The organism is Actinophytocola sp. KF-1 (assembly GCF_054661535.1).
Genome location: NZ_BAAFVK010000025.1, coordinates 1 through 19,896, shown reverse-complemented (window position 1 = coordinate 19,896; position 19,896 = coordinate 1). Strand labels below are relative to the sequence as shown.

Here is a 19,896-nt window from a genome sequence, read left to right as displayed (position 1 = left end):
GGCAGTTGGTCCCGGCCTAGCGGTGCCGGTCGAGCCAGTCGGGTTCCACCCGGGCCCATCCGGTGTCCCAGTCCCGGTACCGGCACCGGTCCAGCACGTGGTGCAGTCCCCAGCAGACGAGCGCGAACAGCCCTGCCACGGCAAGCCAGCCGGATACGGCGACCAGCACCCCGGCCACCACCGCGTCCAGTGGGGTCATTGGTGCGTCCACCGGTGCGCCGGATTCGTCGAGCCAGATCCGGACCTCGGTTCCGGCCTTCACGCCCGCCTCCGCGTCGACCTGCCCGGTACGGGTGCTCCCGTCGGGAAGCAGCCACCGGGCCGCCACCTTCGACGTCGTGCCGACGCCCTCGCCCTGGCCAACGGACGTCACCGGTGCGTCCTCGGTGAGGATCGCCACGGTCTCGTGCCGTGTGGCGGCCTGCTCCCCGGCTCGCTCGGCGAGGGTCGAGTGGGTCACCGAGCCGAGGGTCAACATGACCGGCACCAGCACGAGCGCCAACACGACGAACAGGAGGACCGCGGCGCCCTCGGCCCGGTCGACGCCGCGCGCCAACGGGTTCCTGCCGGAACGCAGCAGCCGCGCGAGGCGGAGGACAGGGGACGAGGCAGCCCGTTCGCTGATCACGGCGTCCCCCTGCGTCGCGTGATGTGCCGTTGGACGGCAGCGGACCGAGCCGCCATGCGCGCGTCGAGTTCGTCGAGCTCGTCCTGTGTGATGACGTGCGCGTCGGGGCCGGGGAACACCAGGGCCTCGCGGTCGGTGTCCAGCCACCGCACCGTGAACGGCGGCCTGCCGTCCGGAGCGCTGACGTCGAGGATCCGCGCGCGGCGGGCGGAGTGGTCGGTTCCGGCGATCTCGACGATCAGCCAGTCACCTGCTTTGGCGTGCACAGCTGGTCCTTTCCCCGAAACTCCGGCTCGGCTCCATGCTCTGGCCCCGGCCCGGGCGCTGGGGAGAGACCGAGGTCCCCGTCGGCAAGGCCCAATGTCGCTCTCGACGAGGAACTTGAGCACTGCTGCGAATGCCGGGGCCGGACGACCGTGAGGGCATGAACACCGTCACCGCACCGGACCACCGGACCGTGCTCGCCGCGATCGAGCTCGCGAACCGCGCGCCGTCCGTGCACAACACGCAGCCGTGGCGCTGGCTGATGAGCGACGACGTCGTGCACCTGATGGCGGATCGGCGACGCGGGTTGCCGGTGACCGACCCGGGCGGCCGGGACCTCCTGCTCTCCTGCGGCGCCGCGCTGCACCACCTGCGGGTGGCGTTCGCGGCGCTGGGCTGGCGAGCGGTCGTGCACCACATGCCCAACGAGCACGATCCCGACCACCTCGCCGCCGTCGAGACACGGCCGCACGCGCCGACCGACGACGACATCGCCCTCCTGCGCGCCATCCCCCGCCGGCGCACGGACCGGCGCCGCTACACCTCGTGGGAGGTACCCGCCGCCCACGTCGACCTGCTGGTGCGCCGCGCGGGCCAGGCCGGCGGGCTGCTGGTCCCGGTCATCGACAGCGCCGTCCGCTGGCAGCTCACCCGCGCCATCGACGCGGCCGCGCGCAAGCAGGCCGCCGACCCCGACTACCAGCTGGAGCTGGCCGCGTGGAGCAGGAGCAGCTTCGCCGCCGAGGACGGCGTACTCACCGCGGCGGGCACCGGCGCGTCGATACGGCACGACGACACCCTGATGCGGGCGTTCCCGGGTGGGTCGCTGAACAACGCGGCCACCGGCCGCGGCGAGCCCGACGGCAGCGAACTGCTCGTCCTCGCCACCCTCCACGACGACCCGGCGTCGGTGCTCAAGGCAGGAGAGGCGGCGAGCGCCGTGCTCCTGGCGGCCACCGACCTGGGACTCGCGACGTGCCCGCTGTCCCAGCCACTCGAAGTTCCCGCGACCCGCGCCGCCATCCGCGACCAGGTCCTCGACGCAGCGGCCCACCCACAGCTGATCCTGCGCGTCGGCTGGGCGCCCACCTCGGCACCGCCGCTGCCACGCAGCCCGGTCCGCCGGACCGAGGACACCATCGACCACCCGCCAGGCACACACAGAAGGTGAGAACATGACCATCCGCATCGGCATCAACGGGTTCGGGCGCATCGGACGGGACCTGCTACGCTCGGCCGTCGACCGCGCAGACAACGGCGAGACCGGCCTCGAGATCGTCGCGATCAACGACATCACCGACGGCGCGACCCTGGCCAACCTGCTGCGCCACGACTCCACCTACGGCCCGTGGCACGTCCCGGTGTACGCGACCGAGAACGCCATCTCGGTGAACGGCGACAGCATCCGGGTCCTGAGCGAACGGGATCCCGCGGCGCTGCCGTGGCACGAGCTGGGCGTGGACCTCGTGGTCGAGTCGACCGGCAAGTTCCGCACCCGGGAGGCCGCGGCCGCCCACCTGACCGCGGGAGCGCGCAAGGTCATCATCACCGCGCCGGGCAAGAAGGTCGACGCGACCATCGTCATGGGGGTCAACGAGGACGTGTACGACCCGGCGACCCACGACGTGGTGTCGAACGCGTCCTGCACGACGAACTGCCTCGCGCCGATGCTGTCGGTGTTGCACGACGCCTTCGGTGTGGAGAACGGCGTCATGACCACCATCCACAGCTACACCAACGACCAGAACCTCCTCGACGGTCCGCACAAGGACCCGCGCCGGGCCCGTTCCGCCGCCGTGAACATGATCCCGACCAGCACGGGTGCGGCGGTCGCGGTCGGCGAGGTGCTGCCGGCACTCGCGGGTCGCCTCGACGGCGTCGCCGTGCGGGTGCCCGTGGAGAACGGCTCGCTGACCGACCTGACCGTGCGGGTCGCCGCCTCGGACGTCACCGCGGACCAGGTGAACCGCGCGTTCGCGGACGCGGCGAACGGGCGCCTCAAGTCCGTGCTGCGCTACACCGAGGAAGCGATCGTGTCCCGCGACATCATCGGCGACTCCGCGTCGTGCGTGTTCGACGCCGCGCTCACCAAGGTGGAGGGTTCGATCGTCAAGGTGTTCGGCTGGTACGACAACGAATGGGGTTACGCCAACCGCACCCTGGACCTCGCACACCTGATGGCACGGACCATGTGACCTGTGCTCGGCAACGGGGATGCCCTGGGCCACATGGCCCAGGGCATCCCCGTTTCACCGGCGTCGACGCCGCCGACGTCCGCGGTGCGTGTGCGGCCGGTCGTCCATCTGGCGAACCAGTCTCCGCACGAGCAGGCCAACGGCGTCGCGTGCGTTCCGGGCAGTCGCGGCCGCGTGCACGTGCCTGCCGTTGACGTCAACGTCGGCACGCGCGCCCACCGGGCACGGCATGGCCGGGTCAGCGTGCCGGTCCAGTTCGACCCGGATCGCGAGCACCGGTTCGTGCGCGTGCCTGGCCAGCGCTGCCAACTTGGTGGCGACCAGTTCCGCCAGCCCTTCACCGAATTCCCCACGCGTGGTCAGGATCGGTTCCGGCAGTTCGACGACGTCCATCGTCACTTACCTCTTTCCCGTCGGTGCGTCGAGTGCGTTCCGGCCCGCGAGGTAGCCGACGTCACGGCCGAGGGCGACCGCGTGGTCGGCGAACCGCTCGTAGTACCGGCCGAGCAACGCGAGATCCACCACCACCTCCCCGTCGAGTCCCGGTGTGCCGGCCAGCAGCCTCCGGTACAGATCCTGCTGCAGACGGTCGACCTCGTCGTCTTCGTGGTCGAGGCGGCTGGCAGCACCGGCGTCCCGCGTCGCGACGGCGTGGGCGGCCTCGGCGACCAGCGCCAGTGCGCGATTCGCCATGGTGTGCACCGCGTCCCACAGCACCGCGGGCACGGGCGATTCCGGGTCGCGGTCGCGGGCGATCTCGGCGATGTGCACCGCCAGCTTGCCCATGCGCCGCAGGTCCACGCTCATCCGCAGGCAGGCGACGATCGCCCGGAGGTCGCCCGCGACCGGTTGCTGGCGGGCCAGAAGGTCCAGCGCGAGCTCGTCCACCGCCGCCTGCCGTGCCTTCAGGTCCTCGTGCCCTTCGAGCACCGACTTCGCGAGGGTGCGGTCGGCGGTGAACAGGGCGGTGGTGGCATCACGTATGGCCGTGTCAACCAGCGCCACCATGTCGTCGAGTCCAGCGGCGAGTTGGTCAAGCCGCTCGTGGAACGATTTTCGCATGATCGTCATACCGTCATCGTGCGTGGCCGCGGACGACTGCCGAACCCATCGAAAGGCTGTCCTGGCAGGGACTTTCGTCCGTGTCGAGCCGGAACGCGCCCACGGACCCTTGAAGGTATGACAGGCGAAACCACGTCTGCGTGGCAACGGCACCGGGCTGCTCGCACAGTAGCCGGACTCGCGCGGGACGCCGCAGATCTCGCCGGACTTCTCGAGATGCTCGGGCTGACCGCGGCGGACGGGCTGGACCCACCCGCCGAACCGCCGCCGGAGGTGACGAGGAAACCCGTGCCACGGCTGGATCCGCCCAGCGCGTGCCGCATCAACAACCTCATGCGGGTCAGACCGTCCCGGCGATCCGCAACGCCTCGGTGAGCGCCGCGTCGGGGGCCGTAGCATGTGTGGTCCCGAAGACCGGTTCACCACGCGAGACGTACCCGGCGGGCGGGGCGTCCTCGGTGACCACCGCGGTGGTCCGAGCCCACTACCGGGCATGCCGGTCGGCGGCGTCGACAAGACCGCTGTAGGTGAGCGAGCCGAACGTGAGCATCACCGGCACCGGCACCATCGCCAGCACGAGCACGACGATCAGGAGCGCGCCCTGCACGCGGTGGGTACCGCGGGCCAACGGGTTCGTGCCTGGCAGCAGCAGCCGCAGCAGGCGCGCGGACCTGTTCATGGCATCTCCCATGCCGCCGAGTCGTCGGTGAGCCCGATGTCCAGGACCGTGTTCATCATCCCCGGCAGGGAGAACCGGGCACCCGGGCGCACAGCCACCAGCAGGGGTTCGGCGTCGACGGTGAGTTCCCTCATCACGGTCTCCCGATTCTCGGTTCGGTACTCAAGGGCTGAAGCCGGTCCACACACCGGCGCTCTCCCCGCCGACGATCACGTCGGATCGGCGTCCCGGGCACGGCGGTCACCACGTCCTTCGTCATCACCGACGCGACAGCCGTCTCGCCCACGAACGGCCTCCTCGTACCACCGTCTCGCCACCGGGTAACCCCGCCGCGGGTCCGGCGTGACAGGGCAACACCGGCTCCGCGGCGAGGGACCAAGGACCCGCCGGCCGGCGTCGAACGTCGTCCAGGAAACGGGCACCTCGCCGCTGCCACCGTCCCCTTCGGCGACCGACGATGGGTCCGAGACGGCCACGAGGAGGAAGCGATGACCGAGGCGAAGCACTGGACCATCGACGTGTACATCGACGAGTACGAGGAGCGGACCCGGGCGAAGGCGCGGCTGCACAATCGCGACGAGACCCACCTCGTCGGCATCGGTCTCGCGCGACTCAACCCGGCCGACGCGAACGTGCCCGAGATCGGTGACGAGCTCGCAGTCGCCAGAGCGCTCGCGGACCTCTCGCACAAACTGCTGGACGCGACGGTCGCCGACATCGAGGCGGTCACGCACGAGGCCGCGCACCTGACCCGCTGACGTGGTCGCGACCAGGAACAAGAGGAGCGGGCGATGAGCCATCAGAAGGTGCGGAACGTGATGACCACCGACGTCGCGACGGTGCTGGAGGGCACCCTGTTCAAGGAGGTCGCCAGGACGATGGCGCGCCGGGACGTGAGCGCGGTGCCGGTCATCGACGAGGCCCGGCACGTGCTTGGCGTGGTGTCCGAGGCCGACCTGCTGATCAAGCAGGGCACACAGGAGATCGAGTGGACGCGGTCCCCGCGAAGGTGGTGGCGTCGCAGACGCGACCGCAGGCGCGCAGAGGCGAGCAGGGCGGTCTCCCTCATGTCGAGACCGGCCGTCACCGTCACCGAGAACACGACCGTCGCGTCCGCGGCACGCACCCTCACCAAGCACGGGGTGAAGCGCCTCCCGGTTGTCGACGACGACGGCAGGCTCGTGGGCATCGTGAGCCGCAAGGACGTGCTGACCGTCTTCCTGCGGGCGGACGAGGACATCCGCGATGAGATCGTGCGGCGGGTCTTCGAAGGCGGCATCGGCATCCTGGTCTCGACGGGCGCGGTGACCGTCGACGTCCGCGATGGCGAGGTCACCCTGACCGGGCAGGTGGACCTGAGGAGCCAGCTGCCTCTCGTCGAGCAGATGACCAGGCACGTCGACGGCGTCGTGGACGTCGTCGTCTCGCTCTCCTACCGCCACGACGACACACGCGTCCCGCACCCGGACCCGATGGCCATCGACATCACGCAGGCGCCGCGCGTCCGGTAAGGGACTTCAGCCCGTGGCCGGAATCCGGCCACGGGCCCTCGCACATCCTCAGTGGGACACGTCATGACCACGTCACGAAGAACAAAGGCCCCGCGGCTCGCGCTGCTCGCGGGGTTCGTCGCTGTCAACGCGTTGGCGGGCAGCGTGCTGATGGCGGTCGGCATCGTCGACCTCGGGAACACCGTCACCGCGCGCCTTCCCTTCGAAAGCACGGCTTTCGCCGCGATTGCGCTGGCCATGGTGGTCGGCGTGCCGATGGCGGTCGTCACCATCCTCGCCGCGACCGGCGACGCACGCACCGCCGAGGCCGCGATGATCGCCGGTGGGCTGCTCGTCGGCTGGATCGGCGTCCAGCTCGCCCTGATCCGGACGTTCAGCCTGCTGCAACCCGTCATGCTCATCACGGGAGCCGCGGTATTCCTCGCCGGTGCGACCGCACGGCCTTCTGGACCGCGTCGGCGATGAGCACCGCGGGCACCGCCAGCAGTGCCATGCCCCAGCCCAGCGCGGTCGGTGCGTGGCCGCCGAGCAGTTCGGGCAGTGGTGGCACGAGCAGGAACACCGCCAGCATGGCCAGTTCGAACCCGACCGCGTAGGTGAGCAGCCGGTTGCCGGTGACGCCGACGCGGCCGATCCACCGGGACTCGCTGCGGCAGGCGTACGCGTTCGCGAGCTGACCGAGCACCACCGCGGCGAACAACGCACCGGACGCCGTCGCGAGCGCGGCCGGGGTGCTTCCCCACGTCCAGCCGGACGCGAGCAGGACGGTGAGGAACGCGAGCATCGACACCGCGGCCTCGGTGGGGCCGAGCACCCCGAATGCCCGGCGCACGAGCCGGCCGTCGATCAGCTTGCCGGTTCTCGCCGGGCCGTTCATCGTTCTCGGGTTGGCCGGCTCACCGCCGAGTGCGAGCGCAGGCAGCAGGTCCGTGCCGATGTCCAGTGCCAGCACCTGCAACACGGTCAGGCCGAGCGGGATGTTGCCGCCCGACAGCGCCCACACCGCGAACGGGGCGAGCTCGGCGACGTTGTCGGTCAGGTGGTAGGTGAGGAATCGCCGGATGTTCGCGAAGGTCGCGCGGCCCTGCTCGACGGCCTGGACGATCGTGCCGAAGTGGTCGTCGAGCAGGACCAGGTCGGCCGCCTCCCGTGCGACGTCCGTGCCGGAGGCGCCCATGGCCACGCCGATGTCCGCCGCGCGCAGGGCCGGGCCGTCGTTGACGCCGTCGCCGGTCATCGCGACCACGTGCCCGCGTGCCTGCAGCGCCCGTGCGATCCGCAGCTTCTCCTCCGGTGCGACGCGTGCCACGACCACACCGTCGCGGTCCAGCAGCGCCCCCAGCTCGTCGTCGTCCGCGGGGAGGTCCCTGCCCTCGACCACGAGGCCATCCGGTCCGAGCAGCCCCACGGCCACGGCGATCGCCCTGGCGGTGCCGGGGTGGTCCCCGGTCACCATCGCGAGCCTGATGCCCGCCGTGCGGCAGGCGTCGATCGCCTCGGTCACGTCGGACCGCGGCGGGTCCTGCAACCCCACCAGGCCGAGGAACTCCATCCGCTGCTCCACCGCGTCCGCGCCCTCCACCGCGACCGCGCCGCGCCTGCGCGCGACGGCGACGACCCGCAGGCCCTGCCCGCTCATCTCGGTCAGCTCGCGTTCGGCGCCGGGCGGCACGTCGGCGCAGAGCCCGAGCACGACGTCCGGGGCGCCGGTGAGGTGCAGACCGTCACGGTCCACGACCGAGGCCCGCCTGCGGCGCGGGTCGAACGGGTGGCGGGCCACCGTGGCCGGTGGCGCGGGGACGCCCGCTCGCGTCGCGAGGACGTGCAACGCCACCTCCATCGGGTCTCCGACGGGCCGCCACCGGCCGTGCTCGGACACCGCGTGAGAGTCCGGCGAGCACCGTGCCGCGGTGTCCGCCACCAGGGCGGCGGCCTGCATCGCGTCCGGCGTCCCGTGCAGGGCGCCGTCCGGTCCGTACCCCTCGCCGGTGACCGCCACCGGGCCCTGTGGCGTCCACACGGTCACCACGGACATCTCGTTCCTGGTCAGCGTGCCGGTCTTGTCGGTGCAGATGAACGTGGTGGCGCCGAGCGTCTCCACCGACTCGAGCCTGCGCACCAGCGCGTTGCGTGCTGCCATCCGCTGTCCCGCCCGCGCGAGCGAGAGCGTCACGGTCGGCAGGAGCCCCTCGGGGACGAGTGCCACGGTGACACCGATGGCGAACAGGAAGCCCTCGCTGAGCTCGAGCCCCAGCAGCAGCGAGATGCCGAAGAACAGCACACCGACACCGACCGCGATGCCCGCGATGGTCTTCACCACCCGGTTGAGCTGGACGGCGAGCGGGCTGTGCGGCCGCGCCGCGTGCTCGGTGACCGAGGCGATCTCGGCGAGCCGCGTGCGGGCGCCGGTCGCGGTCGCCACGACCGCACCGTGCCCCTCGACGACGTACGTGCCCGCGTGGACGTCCCCGCCCGCCGCCGGCCGCACCGGCTTGCTCTCACCGGTCAGCATGCTCTCGTCGACCGACAGCCTGCCGCCGGGGAGTACGGTCGCGTCGGCGCAGACCCGGTCGCCCGCCTCGAGGAGGACGACGTCCCCCGCCACGAGGTCGGCAGCGTCGACGATCACCGCACGCCCGTCGCGCCGCACCGTGGCCCGCACCGGGAGCAGCTCCCGGAGCCGCTCGGCGGCCCGGTCCGCCCGGAACTCCTGCGCGAACGAGAACACGCCGTTGAGCACCACGACGACCACGATCGCCACCGCGAGCGCGGGCATGCCCGCGATCAGCGCGAGCACCGCCGCGCCCCACAGCATGAGCGCGAAGAAGTGCACCAGCTGTGCGGCGAGCACGAGCAACGGGTGCCGGCGCTTGGGACCGGGGAGCTGGTTGGGCCCGTCCGCCCGCAGCCGGGCCGCCGCCTCCTCGGCGGTGAGCCCGGCATCCGCGCGTGTGGCGTCCACAGTGGTCATCACGTCCCCCTCCATCGCCGTCTCACAACCTCACTCGCACGTGGCCCTGCCGACCGACTGCCGTCGGGTCATTCCCTCTCTTTCCTGGCCACCACGACCGGGCACTGGGCGTGGTGCAACAGGGTCTGGCTCACCGAGCCCAATCCCAGACCGATCACGGCACCACGACCACGCGAGCCGACGACGATGAGCGACGCCTCCGCGCCGTGTCGCAACAGGGCAGGCGCCGGACGTTCACGCTCGACGACTTCGCGCACCTCGACGCTCGGGAACTTCGCGCGCCACGGCCGCATCGCATCGGTGAGCGCCTGCTCCGCCTGCTTCTGCAGATACTCCCAGTCGATCGTGTCCGGGACGGCGGCCCAGGCACCAGAGACGTCCACGTCCAACCAGGTGTGCACGGCGACCACCGGCACGCCGCGCGCGGCGGCGGTCTCGAACGCGAACGCCACCGCCGCGTCGCTGCGCTCGGACCCGTCCACTCCGACGAGCACCGATCCGGTCTCGGGCCGGTCGTCGGCCGTGCGCACCACCGCGACCGGACAGTGACCGTGCGCGGCGACGGCGACCGAGACGGACCCGAGCAGCATGGCGCCGAACCCACCGAGGCCGCGGGAACCGAGGACGACCAGCCGAGCGGTCCGGGATTCGCGGATGAGCAGGTCCGCGGCGATGCCGTCACGCATGTCCGTGGTCACGGTCAGTCCGGGCTCGGACTGACGAGCGACGTCCACGGCCTCCGTGAGCCAGTGCCGCCCCTGGTCGAGCACCGCGTTCCAGTACTCGGGTGGCGGCGCGACCTGCCTGGGGTGGCGGACCGGTGCCAGGTGACAGACGTGCACCAGACGCAGCGGAGCACCACGGCGAGCTGCCTCGTGTGCGGCCCAGCGCACGGCGCGTCGTGCGGACTCCGAGCCGTCCACACCGACCACGACCGCATGGTCGCTCATATCGAAGTCCGTCATGGCCATCGCTCCTCGCGGTGTCGATATCGGCCCCAACCACTGCGAAGGGCGGGGAATCCGCATCCAGGATCGCGGTACGACTCGGCGGGCGGACAGCGGCGAGGTTCCCTGACCAACCAGGCCTTTCGTCCCTGCGGTCAGTGCCGTCAGACCGCTGCGCCACCGCTGGGCCACGCACACAGTGGACTAGGCAGACACGCACGGACAAAGGAGCACCCGATGCAGAAGATCGCGGACGCGGCGGCGGACTTCCTCGCGTGCAAACGCATCGCCGTCACCGGAGTGTCGAGAAACCCGGCGGGGCACGGCGCCAACGTCGTCCACCAGAGGCTCAAAGATCGCGGCTACGAGGTCTTCGCGGTCAACCCCAACGCTACTGAGATCGCCGGAGACCCCTGCTACCCGAGCATCGCCGCCATCCCCGACGGGGTGGACGCGGTCGTCGTCGCCACCAGGGCGGAACTCGCCGAGGCCACCGTCAAGGAGTGCGCCGCGCTCGGCGTCCGGCAGGTGTGGCTGCACCGGTCCTTCGGCCCCGGCAGTGTTTCCACCGCGGCCACGCAGTACGGCCGCGCCCACGGCATCACCGTCATCGACGGCGGCTGCCCGTTGATGTACCCGCCCGCCTCCGACCCGGGACACCGCGTCATGCGCTGGGTGTGCGGGCTCTCGGGCGCCCGCCCGAAGCACGTCTGAAGCACACCGTTGGGCCTGTCGGCCAGAGGGCTTAGGTCCCTGCTGAACAAGCCGGTTCGACTCTGACCAGGCAAGATCGCACTAGCCACCCTGAGATCCGACATCGATCACACCTGCGCTGGGAGAGCCTGGATGGACGCGTTGGATCTCGCACGGTGGCAGTTCGGCATCACGACCGTCTACCACTTCATCTTCGTGCCACTGACCATCGGACTGTCCTTTCTGGTCGCAGGCATGCAGACGGCATGGGTACGCACCCGCGACGAGCGGTACCTGCGCATGACGAAGTTCTGGGGCAAGCTGTTCCTGATCAACTTCGCCATGGGCGTGGTCACCGGCATCGTGCAGGAGTTCCAGTTCGGGATGAACTGGAGCGACTACAGCGCCTTCGTCGGTGACATCTTCGGCGCACCGCTCGCCATCGAGGGGCTGCTGGCGTTCTTCCTCGAGTCCACGTTCCTCGGGCTGTGGATCTTCGGGTGGGACCGGCTACCGAAGAAGCTGCACCTGGCCACGATCTGGCTCGCCGCGATCGGCACCATGCTGTCCGCGTACTTCATCCTCGCCGCGAACTCGTGGATGCAGCACCCCGTCGGCTACACGATCAACGAGACCACCGGCCGTGCCGAGCTGAACGACTTCGGCGCCGTGCTCACCAACTCCACCGCGATCGGCGCGTTCGCGCACACGATCACCGCGTGCTTCGTCACAGCGGGTATCTTCGTGGTCGCGATCAGCGCCTGGCAGCTGAAACGCGGGAAGGCCGCCGACGTGTTCCGCCCGTCCATGATGGCGGCGCTGGTCACCGTGCTCGTCGCGAGCATCGGCGTGATTGCCTCGGGCGACCTGCAGGCCCGGCTCATGACCGAGCAGCAGCCGATGAAGATGGCCGCCGCCGAGGCGCTGTGGGAGACCTCGGGGCCCGCGTCGTTCTCGCTGTTCACCATCGGCACGCTCGACGGGTCTGCGGAGGTGTGGAGCCTGCGGGTGCCGAACGTGCTGTCGCTCATGGCCACCGGTGACTGGCACGGCGTGGTCGAGGGCATCGACGACATCCAGGCCCAGCAGGAACAGCTGCACGGCCCCGGCGACTACCGGCCCAACATCCCGGTCACCTACTGGACGTTCCGTCTCATGATCGGGTTCGGCGCGCTGATGGCGCTGCTGTCGGTGATCGGCCTGTGGGCGTTCCGCGGTACCAGGACACCGCGCTCGCGCTGGTTCTACCGGGCCGCCATCGCGGCGATCGCATTGCCGACGCTCGCCAACAGCGCGGGCTGGATCTTCACCGAGATGGGCCGCCAGCCGTGGGCGGTGTTCGGGGTCATGACCACCGCGGAAGGCGTTTCCCCCACCGTCGCCGCCGGCAGCGTGCTGACGTCGCTCATCGTGTTCACGGTCCTCTACGGCGTGCTCGCGGTCGTCGATGGCCTGCTGATGTACCGCTACGCCAAGGCAGGACCGCCAGAGCCTGCGCCACAAGAACCCGACAACACCGAGACCGAGGACCAGAGCCTCGTGTTCGCGTACTGAGCAGGAGAAGACCATGGCGCTCACCGACATCTGGTTCCTGCTCATCGCCGTGTTGTGGACCGGCTACTTCGTCCTCGAAGGCTTCGACTTCGGCGTCGGCATGCTGCTGCGCGTGCTGTCCCGCGACAACACCGACCGGCGCGTGCTGATCAACACGATCGGCCCGGTCTGGGACGGCAACGAGGTGTGGCTGCTCGTCGCGGGCGGCGCCACGTTCGCCGCGTTCCCACTCTGGTACGCGAGTCTGTTCTCCGGTTTCTACCTGGCGCTGCTCGTGATCCTGGTGGCGCTGATCGCCCGCGGTGTCGCGTTCGAGTTCCGGGGCAAGATCGACAGCGACCGGTGGCGACGCGGCTGGGACGTCGCGATCATCGCGGGCTCCGCGGTGCCCGCGTTGCTGTGGGGTGTGGCGTTCGGCAACATCGTCCGTGGTGTGCCCTTGGACGCCGGCCACCACTTCACCGGTGACTTCTTCACCCTGCTCAACCCGTACGCCCTGCTCGGCGGCGTCACCACCCTGGCGATGTTCGCCTTCCACGGTGCGGTGTTCGTCGCGCTGAAGACCGAGGGCGAGGTGCGTGCCCGCGCCAAGGCGCTCACCGTCCCGCTCGGCAGCGCCGCGGTCGTGGCCGGAGCCGCGTTCCTGTTGCGCACGCAGATCGCCTACGGCGCGGGCTGGACCTGGGTGTCCGTCGTGGCCGCGGCGGGCGCACTGGTCACCGCGGTGCTCATGGCGCGGGCCGGCCGGGAGGGCTGGGCGTTCGCGGGCACCGCGCTCGCGATCGTCGCGACCACCGTGACGTTGTTCGGCGCGCTCTACCCGGACGTGCTGCCCGCGAGCAACGATGCGGTCAACAGCCTGACGACCACGAACGCGTCGTCCACGCCGTACACGCTCGGGATCATGACGTGGGTGGCGGTGTTCTTCACCCCTGTCGTGCTCGCGTACCAGGGGTGGACGTACTGGGTGTTCCGCAAGCGGGTCAGCCGGGCGCACATCCCGGCCGCGCAGGGCCTCGTCGCCGAGCGGCGGTAGTCCCGCTCAGCCGCGCGCCCGAAGTGCGGGCCGGCGGCAACCAGACCGATCACGAGCGCCACCGGAATGGCGATGGCCCCGAACCCGGCGGTGGTGATCGGCACGCCCCACGCGCCGAGCAACCAGCTGCGGTCCACAGGGACGGCGGTGGTCCGGTTCGGATTGATCTCCGTCGCCGCACTGGTATCCATCGCATCGGTGGTACAGCTGGTCAGGCTGGCCCTCGCGATGCGGTCACGGTAGACGCCGCCGTGGTCGAACACGGGATCACCACTCGACCGCTTCACACCCACTCAGGCCACGTCCGCCGCTCGCCACGACCAGTGAGGTCACTCCTTCTCTGTCCTGGCCACCACGACGGGGCATTCGGCGTGGTGCAACACCGCCTGGCTTACCGAACCCAGCCCCAAGCCGGTGAACGCGCCACGGCCGCGTGAGCCGACGACGATCAGCGACGCCCCCGCTCCGTGCCGCAGCAGCGCGCGTTCGGGCCGTTCGCGTTCGACGACCTCGCGGACCTCGACGTCCGGGAACTTGGCTCGCCACGGCGCCATCGCTTTGGTGAGTGCCTGTTCGGCCTGCTTCTGCAGGTAGTCCCAGTCGATCGTGGCCGGGAACACCGCCCACGCGCCGAACACGTCCACGTCGAACCAGGTGTGCAACGCGACCAGTGGCACTCCGCGAGCCGCCGCGGCCTCGAACGCGAACGCGACGGCGGCCTGGCTCAGCTCGGACCCGTCCACACCGACGAGCACCGGGCCGGTCTCGGCCGCCGTCCCGCCGTCGGGAACGGAACGCACCACCACGATCGGGCAGTGGCCGTGGGCGGTGAGGGCGACGGATACGGAGCCGAGCAGCATGGCGCTGAACCCGCCGAGTCCTCGGGAACCCAAAACCACAAGCCGCGCGGTGCGGGACTCGCGGACGAGCACCTCGGTGGTGACGCCCTCGCGCAGGTCGGTGCTGACGACCAGTGCGGGCTCCGCGTGCCGTGCCGCTTCCTCGGCCTCGGTCAGCCAGTGCCGGCCCTGTTCGAGGAGCGCGTCCCGATACTCCGGCGGCGGTGCGACCTGCCGAGGATGACGGACCGGCGCCAGGTGACACACGTGCACGAGCCTCAGCGGAGCACCGCGGCGAACCGCCTCGTGCGCTGCCCAGCGCACGGCACGCAGTGCGGACTCCGATCCGTCCACACCAGCCACCACCGCGAATTCGCCAATGTCGGTGTTCGTCATGGTCTTTTCTCCTCGCTGTGTTGTCGGGAAAATCCCAGCCGGAGCAAGATCTGGGGGAATCCGTTGAGCTCCAACGCTTCGATCAGTCCGGCGCGGGACTCACGGACCTGGAACGGCTGGGTGACCACGGCCCCGGCCAGGCCCGCGCCGACGGCGGCGAGCCACGCCGACTCGACGGCCATCCCAGCACGCACGTGGTCGACGGGACCGTCGCCGGGTGTCGTGACGAGCACCAGACGTTCGGCACGTAGCCGCTCGGCAAGAGTCGGCAGGTCCGGGACGGCGGTGGTCGCACGGACCAGCCCAGCCCACGGCAGAGTCGCCGTCCTGCGTGACGCGGCCGAAACCCCATCACCTGGCAACGGGTCACGCACCGACGAAGTCCAGGCGTTCAGCTCGCGCTGGTACGCACGGTCGTGGCGCAGCACCTGCGCACTGTGCCCCAGCACCTTCGCGACAGACTCGGCATCGGCATCGGACACGATGCGCAGCTCGACACCGTCGGTCTGGTTCGCGGCGAGAATCCGTGCTGTGCGGTCCGTGCTCGGCCGAGCGCTCCGGAACGGCCCGCGGTGGCTGCGCCTGCGCGCTATCGCATCGTGCACGGCAAGGTCCGCATCGGACGGTTCGGCTCTCCCGGTCGCGGTGACCCGGCCGACGAGGCCGGGCTGGGTCGCATCCGGGAACAGCTCCGTCGTCGTCGCGTAGCCGAGCACGTGGGCGGCCACGCGCACGTGCTCGAGCGCGGCCCCACAAGAGATCAACCGATCTCGCCCGAGCGGGTCGTGCCATGGCAACGCACGGTCGAGCAGCTCGTAGATCTCGGCGACCGGTCGTTCACCAGCGAGTTCGAGCGCCCATGGCCGGGTGTTGTGCACCGACGGTGCGGTGGCCGCGGCAACGGCAAGCATGTTCTTCTCGCCTGTGGTCCACCCGGTCACGTCCTGACCTCCTCGATGGCTGGCTCTGCCCGCGGCACGGCTGCCGTGACATGTCGATGATCGCGGCGCGGCCGGGGCCGCGGCCAGCGGCGAGCTTCCTTCACAGGCAGGGACTTTCGTCCCGTTCGACCTGTCGCGATGCCGCGCCGACCACAACCAGGGCAGCCTCTCCGCTCGGCGCCGCGCACGACCGCGCCCGGGCACTCCGCCCGCGCGGCCACCTCAACAGCAGTGGAACCGACCAGCAAGCCGGTGAAACCACCCAAACCCCGCGAACCCAGCACCACCAGCGACGCCGCAGCGGACTCACCCACCATGACCGGCACAACACCAGCCATGACCTCGACCGTCTCGACCACCAAACCCGGCGCGGCCCCCTCCACCACCTCCCGCCCCGCACGAGCCAACCCCTGCCCTGCTCCTCCAGCGCCTCGCGCAACACCCGCGAGTCGACAAACCCCGGCGGATAGCCGACAGGCACCGCACACACGTACACAACACGCAGCGACCTGCCACGACGCAACGCCGCCGCTGCCGCCCACCGGGTCGCCAACAACGCAGACTCCGAGCCGTCGATCCCGGCGACGACCGGCGCGGGCACCCTCATCGCTCGTCCACGTCCCGCACAGCGAAAGCGGTCGCCCTGACCACCCCAGGAACCGACTCCGCCAACACCGTCGCGACATGCCGGTCCGTCGAGTCGTCGAACTCGTCACCGATGTCCACCACGCCGTCATGCACCTCGACACGCCAACGCCGGCCACCGCCGTAGATCTCCAGCCGGTGCCGAACATCGTCAGAAGAACCAGCTGTGCCGCAAGATCGGCTCCCAGCGCCGGGATCGCGATGATGGGTTCGTCGGCACGCCCACCACGTCGCCGCGTACCTCGACGGCGTCGCCATCGCCTCCGCGTTCTCCTGGCAAACAGGAAACGCGCCCGCAGCTGACCGACCTGTTCAGTGGCGGAACCTGGCGTCGTCGCGCGGCCGAGGCGAGATGGGTGGGCGGATGATCCATGGGCGTTTCCCGTACAGCACACGGGTCGTGTCGCTGATCGGATGGACGAACGCGCTGAGGAACCGGTAGTGGCAGTCCAACCGCGACAGTGTCGTCCGCGAACCCGTTGTACTGGAGGTTCGCCTTCAGGCTGGACCACCGCAGGTAGATCTCATACACCTTCTTGTGCTCGGCCGCGTACGCGCGACGCTCCTGCGGCTCGTTCAGACCGTCGTCAAGAGCCGCGTACGCCTCGGGTGACCCCACGAAGGATCGAGTACTCCTGCAGCAGGAAGTAGTGCGGCCCGATGGCCTGACCAGTACGCGCGTCCTCTGACTGCGCGATGTACCTTCCCGGATGATCGTCACGGTCTTCTTCTTCAACCGCCGCCATTCGGTGACGTCTTTCCAGCCCTGACCAGTGGCTCGCTCGCGCTGCCACCGCTCCCACACGTCATCCTCGATGTCCAGCACGATCTGCACCACACGCCGCCCGAGGAACACCAGCTTGTCGACAAGAGGCGTCGCCGTACCGCAACCGATCCGGCACATCGTCCACGAAGGACACCAACGTTTCCGCCGCTGCCACGAGCTTGGCGTGTTCGACACGCCCTGCCAGGTCGTCAGCGCATCTCTTGGTCAGGCAACGGGATGTCCACCCGCAGTCGGAACATCTTCGGCTCGTGCTCGACGGTCACCGTTCCACCGACCTCCGCCGTCCGCACCGCCAGGTTGTCCAATCCGCCACAGGCGCTGACCGTCAACGCATCGGAGTCTGAGGGCACGTCGTCGTTGACGAGTTCGAGCGTGACCCGCTCGTCCGTCTGCCGGATAGTGATGGAGCACTGTTTCGCCTTGCTGTGACGGAGCAGGTTCGTCACCCCATCGCGCGACGCCGTGGCCAGGACCGTGCTGACCCGCGCCGACAGATCTGAGCGCGGGACATCCAGCCGAACGTCGACGCCTGCCGCCTGCAGTGGACAGTGTCGAAAGTCCTGCGCGGTCAGGACAAGTCGCCCTGTCCACAGCCTCTGTTCCAAGGTTGACTGCGGATGCTGGAACCCTGCCGGAAAGGAAACCGAGCAAGGCCATCAAACAAACGGAGGTAACGGTCACCAAGTTGACTCGTTGGCCGGGTGCAGGCCGACCCCCATGGCCTGCACCCGGTCCCTTCTCAAGGGCCGGGTCGATGGTTCCGCGATCATGTTCAGCCCATCTTGATCACCTGCTCGGGACAGACAGCCAAGGACGAAGTCGGAGCAAAGCCCGTCGTGTCGACATGGTTGAGTCGTGCGGCACCGTCACAGGAGCGGTGCACCCGTGGCAAACGAGGTCGGCCGCGAAGGTTTGTGGATCGGCACCGAGTTGGTCACGACCCGGCAACCAAACCGGTCACGCGGTAGTGGCGGACGGTGCGTGGAGTCGGCGGCCGGTGAGCTTCTCGGTCTGAATGCGGACGAAGTGGTCGCGGCGGCCGTCCACCCACGGTTGCAAGAAGGTACCCGACAGCTCGACAAGTTCGGCCACGTCGGTGATCAGGTTTGCGTGGCCGACCACGGTCACGCTCCACCCCATACGCAGGTTGGGGTCAAGTTCGTCGGCCTCGAACGCCACCACCGTGTTGCCGGTCGCCGCAGCCAGCTTGACGCCGCCGGCCACCCGGATCACCACGTTCCCCTGGCGGATGCGGAAGTTGACCGGCTGCACCGCTGGCAGGGCATCCTCGGTGAACACCAGCCGTCCCACTCGCACGGTCTCCAGCAAGCCCAGACACTGTTCGCGGTCCAGGACTTCGAGCTGCTGTCGAACTGTCACAGTGACTCCCAGTTGGACTCCCAACGGACACTCGGGTACCCGCAACATCGAGCATGCACCCTCTACCGCGATCGACGCAGGGTCGGAAGTCCCTCACCTGAGGGGTCAAAGTGACCTGTGGCGGTACGGAGGGATGCGTCAGATCCACTTGAGTTCCAGACGCGTCACGGGTGGAGCTCGGTCGTGCGATCGAAGTGCTGACCGAGCACGCGCAGATGGTCCGGAGTACGAGGGGCGGCTGCGGTCGCTGCTTCGGTGGCCCCGCAGGTCGAGCTGTCGACGGCACTTGCGCCACCTGGTAGGCGCGGCGAAGGAGCTGGCCAACGCCCGGTACGCGGCGTTGGGTACTCGGTCGGGATGGCACCGTGGACAATTAGTCCACAGTGGCAGCCACGACGTGGACGCGAATCTGATCGGGCGCCACCCGCAGGCGAAGCATTCCCGAGCTGCTGATTCACTGAGCTCCGCCTGGCTGACCTCGCCACGCACCCGTCGTCGACCGGGCATCGGATGATGCCCAATGGCCGCAGCAGCTCAACCTGGCGCGGCGTCAGCCGAACTGCATATGGTGTCTCGTACTCACGGAAGGGGAGCGGCGTCACCGGGAACGCCCACCTCCACCCGCAGTGGGGCGAGGGTTAGCTCGGCGATGCGGTGCTGACGACCTCCGCGACTCATCGGGGTAGTTCCTTGGTGCCGCCATGACACTCCTCCGAATATTCGATGCCTCCATCAAACCCGGACACATCACCGCCATGATGTCACGGAGTGGCTGTGGGAATTGTTTCGACCATGAGCAAAAACGGTACTCATGAGGACCAGTTACTGTGCGTGGGCTGCACATTTTTCCCGACTCCTCGAGGATTCTGGATGCGCGGCGCCGCCCGGGGCACGTGGGAAGTGGTGATCGTGTTCGTCACGCCTTCGCTGTACGCAGCGCTCCGCACCGCAGCCAAGGGACCGACGTCAGCAGAAGGTCCGACGAGCGGAGCACATCGACACGGCCGCGGCGAGTACGGCCGTCATCCTTCCCGATCGCGTCGGGTGGTGCGGAGTTCGGCCGCGAGGGCGGCGGCCTGCGTCCTCCGCTGCATGCCGAGTTTGCGCAGCAGGTGGGAAACGTAGTTCTTGATGGTCTTCTCGGCGAGGAACAGCCGCTCGCCGATCTGCCGGTTGGTCAGGCCTTCGCCGATCAGGTCGAACACCGCTCGTTCCTGTTCGGTGAACTCGTTGAGCGGGTTCTGGGTCTCCGAGCGTTATTCAGAAGTGGGGTCACCAGCCGAGGCGGTAGTACTCGAGGGTGGTGATGATGCGGATGAGGTTGGGTAGTTCGGCGAGTCGTCCGCGGTAGCCGGTGGCGAGGATTTT

23 protein-coding genes and 2 pseudogenes are annotated in these 19,896 nt (G+C 69.6%); 8 read left to right on the top strand and 17 right to left on the bottom strand.

The genetic code is table 11. The annotated features are described in order from the left end of the window. Positions 1–16: 16 nt before the first annotated feature. Both ACYQ77_RS43500 and ACYQ77_RS43495 read right to left on the bottom strand, forming a co-directional pair. Positions 17–628 (bottom strand): Rv1733c family protein, encoded by a 612-nt coding sequence (locus tag ACYQ77_RS43500; RefSeq protein WP_459723283.1) that lies wholly within the window; start codon positions 626–628, stop codon positions 17–19. Further along, a complete protein-coding gene (locus tag ACYQ77_RS43495; RefSeq protein ID WP_459723282.1) occupies positions 625–894 on the bottom strand; it encodes a DUF1918 domain-containing protein in 270 nt (89 codons plus the stop codon). Before ACYQ77_RS43495 ends, ACYQ77_RS43500 begins: the two co-directional genes overlap by 4 nt. 158 nt (positions 895–1,052) lie before the next feature. Here ACYQ77_RS43495 and ACYQ77_RS43490 point away from each other — a divergent pair, with 158 nt between their 5' ends. Together ACYQ77_RS43490 and gap are read left to right on the top strand one after the other, a co-directional pair. Then, on the top strand, positions 1,053–2,063 hold the full coding sequence (locus ACYQ77_RS43490; RefSeq protein WP_459723280.1) for an Acg family FMN-binding oxidoreductase: 1,011 nt from the start codon (positions 1,053–1,055) through the stop codon (positions 2,061–2,063). Positions 2,064–2,067: 4 nt separating this feature from the next. Further along, entirely contained in the window at positions 2,068–3,087 is a 1,020-nt protein-coding gene (gene gap, locus ACYQ77_RS43485; RefSeq protein ID WP_459723278.1) for a type I glyceraldehyde-3-phosphate dehydrogenase, read from the top strand. Between the two features lie 54 nt (positions 3,088–3,141). On the opposite strand, the gene ACYQ77_RS43480 is transcribed toward gap, so the two are convergent. The 5 genes from ACYQ77_RS43480 to ACYQ77_RS43460 all read right to left on the bottom strand — a co-directional run bounded on the left by ACYQ77_RS43480 (position 3,142) and on the right by ACYQ77_RS43460 (position 4,962). Continuing rightward, a complete protein-coding gene (locus ACYQ77_RS43480; protein ID WP_396111993.1) occupies positions 3,142–3,480 on the bottom strand; it encodes an HPF/RaiA family ribosome-associated protein in 339 nt (112 codons plus the stop codon). Between the two features lie 6 nt (positions 3,481–3,486). After that, positions 3,487–4,158 (bottom strand): phosphate signaling complex protein PhoU, encoded by a 672-nt coding sequence (phoU, locus tag ACYQ77_RS43475; protein WP_459723276.1) that lies wholly within the window; start codon positions 4,156–4,158, stop codon positions 3,487–3,489. A 331-nt stretch (positions 4,159–4,489) separates the two neighbouring features. Beyond that, the gene (locus tag ACYQ77_RS43470; RefSeq protein ID WP_459723274.1) at positions 4,490–4,615 is read right to left on the bottom strand and encodes a hypothetical protein; all 126 of its coding nucleotides are present in this window, start codon (positions 4,613–4,615) and stop codon (positions 4,490–4,492) included. A gap of 18 nt (positions 4,616–4,633) precedes the next feature. Then, positions 4,634–4,828 (bottom strand): hypothetical protein, encoded by a 195-nt coding sequence (locus tag ACYQ77_RS43465; protein ID WP_459723272.1) that lies wholly within the window; start codon positions 4,826–4,828, stop codon positions 4,634–4,636. Further along, positions 4,825–4,962, bottom strand: a complete 138-nt coding sequence (locus tag ACYQ77_RS43460; protein WP_459723270.1) for a hypothetical protein — start codon at positions 4,960–4,962, stop codon at positions 4,825–4,827. Before ACYQ77_RS43460 ends, ACYQ77_RS43465 begins: the two co-directional genes overlap by 4 nt. A 354-nt stretch (positions 4,963–5,316) precedes the next feature. On the opposite strand from ACYQ77_RS43460, the gene ACYQ77_RS43455 reads away from it, so the two are divergent. From ACYQ77_RS43455 to ACYQ77_RS43445, 3 genes are all read left to right on the top strand, one after another. Further along, entirely contained in the window at positions 5,317–5,586 is a 270-nt protein-coding gene (locus ACYQ77_RS43455) for a DUF1876 domain-containing protein (RefSeq protein WP_459723268.1), read from the top strand. 33 nt (positions 5,587–5,619) lie between these two features. Continuing rightward, the gene (locus ACYQ77_RS43450) at positions 5,620–6,339 is read left to right on the top strand and encodes a CBS domain-containing protein (protein ID WP_459723266.1); all 720 of its coding nucleotides are present in this window, start codon (positions 5,620–5,622) and stop codon (positions 6,337–6,339) included. Between the two features lie 63 nt (positions 6,340–6,402). Beyond that, the gene (locus ACYQ77_RS43445; protein ID WP_459723265.1) at positions 6,403–6,804 is read left to right on the top strand and encodes a hypothetical protein; all 402 of its coding nucleotides are present in this window, start codon (positions 6,403–6,405) and stop codon (positions 6,802–6,804) included. Here ACYQ77_RS43445 and ACYQ77_RS43440 read toward each other — a convergent pair. Both ACYQ77_RS43440 and ACYQ77_RS43435 read right to left on the bottom strand, forming a co-directional pair. Beyond that, positions 6,740–9,310: a cation-translocating P-type ATPase gene (locus ACYQ77_RS43440; protein WP_459723263.1), complete on the bottom strand. Its 2,571-nt coding sequence runs from the start codon at positions 9,308–9,310 to the stop codon at positions 6,740–6,742. The two genes, ACYQ77_RS43445 and ACYQ77_RS43440, sit on opposite strands and share 65 nt — an antisense overlap. Positions 9,311–9,378: 68 nt before the next feature. Continuing rightward, entirely contained in the window at positions 9,379–10,275 is an 897-nt protein-coding gene (locus tag ACYQ77_RS43435; protein ID WP_459723261.1) for a universal stress protein, read from the bottom strand. A gap of 219 nt (positions 10,276–10,494) precedes the next feature. Between ACYQ77_RS43435 and ACYQ77_RS43430 the strand changes: the two genes are divergently transcribed. From ACYQ77_RS43430 to cydB, 3 genes are all read left to right on the top strand, one after another. Beyond that, positions 10,495–10,971, top strand: coding sequence for a CoA-binding protein (locus ACYQ77_RS43430; protein WP_459723260.1), 477 nt, complete (start codon positions 10,495–10,497; stop codon positions 10,969–10,971). Positions 10,972–11,103: 132 nt separating this feature from the next. Continuing rightward, the gene (locus ACYQ77_RS43425) at positions 11,104–12,504 is read left to right on the top strand and encodes a cytochrome ubiquinol oxidase subunit I (RefSeq protein WP_459723258.1); all 1,401 of its coding nucleotides are present in this window, start codon (positions 11,104–11,106) and stop codon (positions 12,502–12,504) included. A 13-nt stretch (positions 12,505–12,517) separates the two neighbouring features. Next, a complete protein-coding gene (cydB, locus tag ACYQ77_RS43420; RefSeq protein ID WP_459723257.1) occupies positions 12,518–13,540 on the top strand; it encodes a cytochrome d ubiquinol oxidase subunit II in 1,023 nt (340 codons plus the stop codon). A 329-nt stretch (positions 13,541–13,869) separates the two neighbouring features. On the opposite strand, the gene ACYQ77_RS43415 is transcribed toward cydB, so the two are convergent. The 8 genes and pseudogenes from ACYQ77_RS43415 to ACYQ77_RS43380 all read right to left on the bottom strand — a co-directional run. Continuing rightward, entirely contained in the window at positions 13,870–14,775 is a 906-nt protein-coding gene (locus ACYQ77_RS43415; RefSeq protein ID WP_459723255.1) for a universal stress protein, read from the bottom strand. Continuing rightward, positions 14,772–15,716, bottom strand: coding sequence for an Acg family FMN-binding oxidoreductase (locus tag ACYQ77_RS43410; protein ID WP_459723254.1), 945 nt, complete (start codon positions 15,714–15,716; stop codon positions 14,772–14,774). The genes ACYQ77_RS43415 and ACYQ77_RS43410 overlap by 4 nt, the downstream gene beginning before the upstream one ends. Then, positions 15,713–16,099 carry a universal stress protein gene (locus tag ACYQ77_RS43405; RefSeq protein WP_459723340.1) on the bottom strand — a complete coding sequence of 129 codons (387 nt, stop codon included), beginning with the start codon at positions 16,097–16,099 and terminating at the stop codon, positions 15,713–15,715. Before ACYQ77_RS43405 ends, ACYQ77_RS43410 begins: the two co-directional genes overlap by 4 nt. 41 nt (positions 16,100–16,140) lie before the next feature. Continuing rightward, positions 16,141–16,323 (bottom strand): annotated as a pseudogene (locus ACYQ77_RS43400) (universal stress protein); the annotation flags it as partial. 189 nt (positions 16,324–16,512) lie between these two features. After that, positions 16,513–17,187 carry a hypothetical protein gene (locus ACYQ77_RS43395; RefSeq protein ID WP_459723253.1) on the bottom strand — a complete coding sequence of 225 codons (675 nt, stop codon included), beginning with the start codon at positions 17,185–17,187 and terminating at the stop codon, positions 16,513–16,515. Between the two features lie 149 nt (positions 17,188–17,336). After that, entirely contained in the window at positions 17,337–17,753 is a 417-nt protein-coding gene (locus ACYQ77_RS43390; RefSeq protein ID WP_459723252.1) for a sensor histidine kinase, read from the bottom strand. 352 nt (positions 17,754–18,105) lie between these two features. Beyond that, on the bottom strand, positions 18,106–18,528 hold the full coding sequence (locus ACYQ77_RS43385; RefSeq protein WP_459723250.1) for a pyridoxamine 5'-phosphate oxidase family protein: 423 nt from the start codon (positions 18,526–18,528) through the stop codon (positions 18,106–18,108). 1,022 nt (positions 18,529–19,550) lie between these two features. Further along, positions 19,551–19,757 (bottom strand): annotated as a pseudogene (locus ACYQ77_RS43380) (response regulator transcription factor); the annotation flags it as partial. Positions 19,758–19,896: the final 139 nt, after the last annotated feature.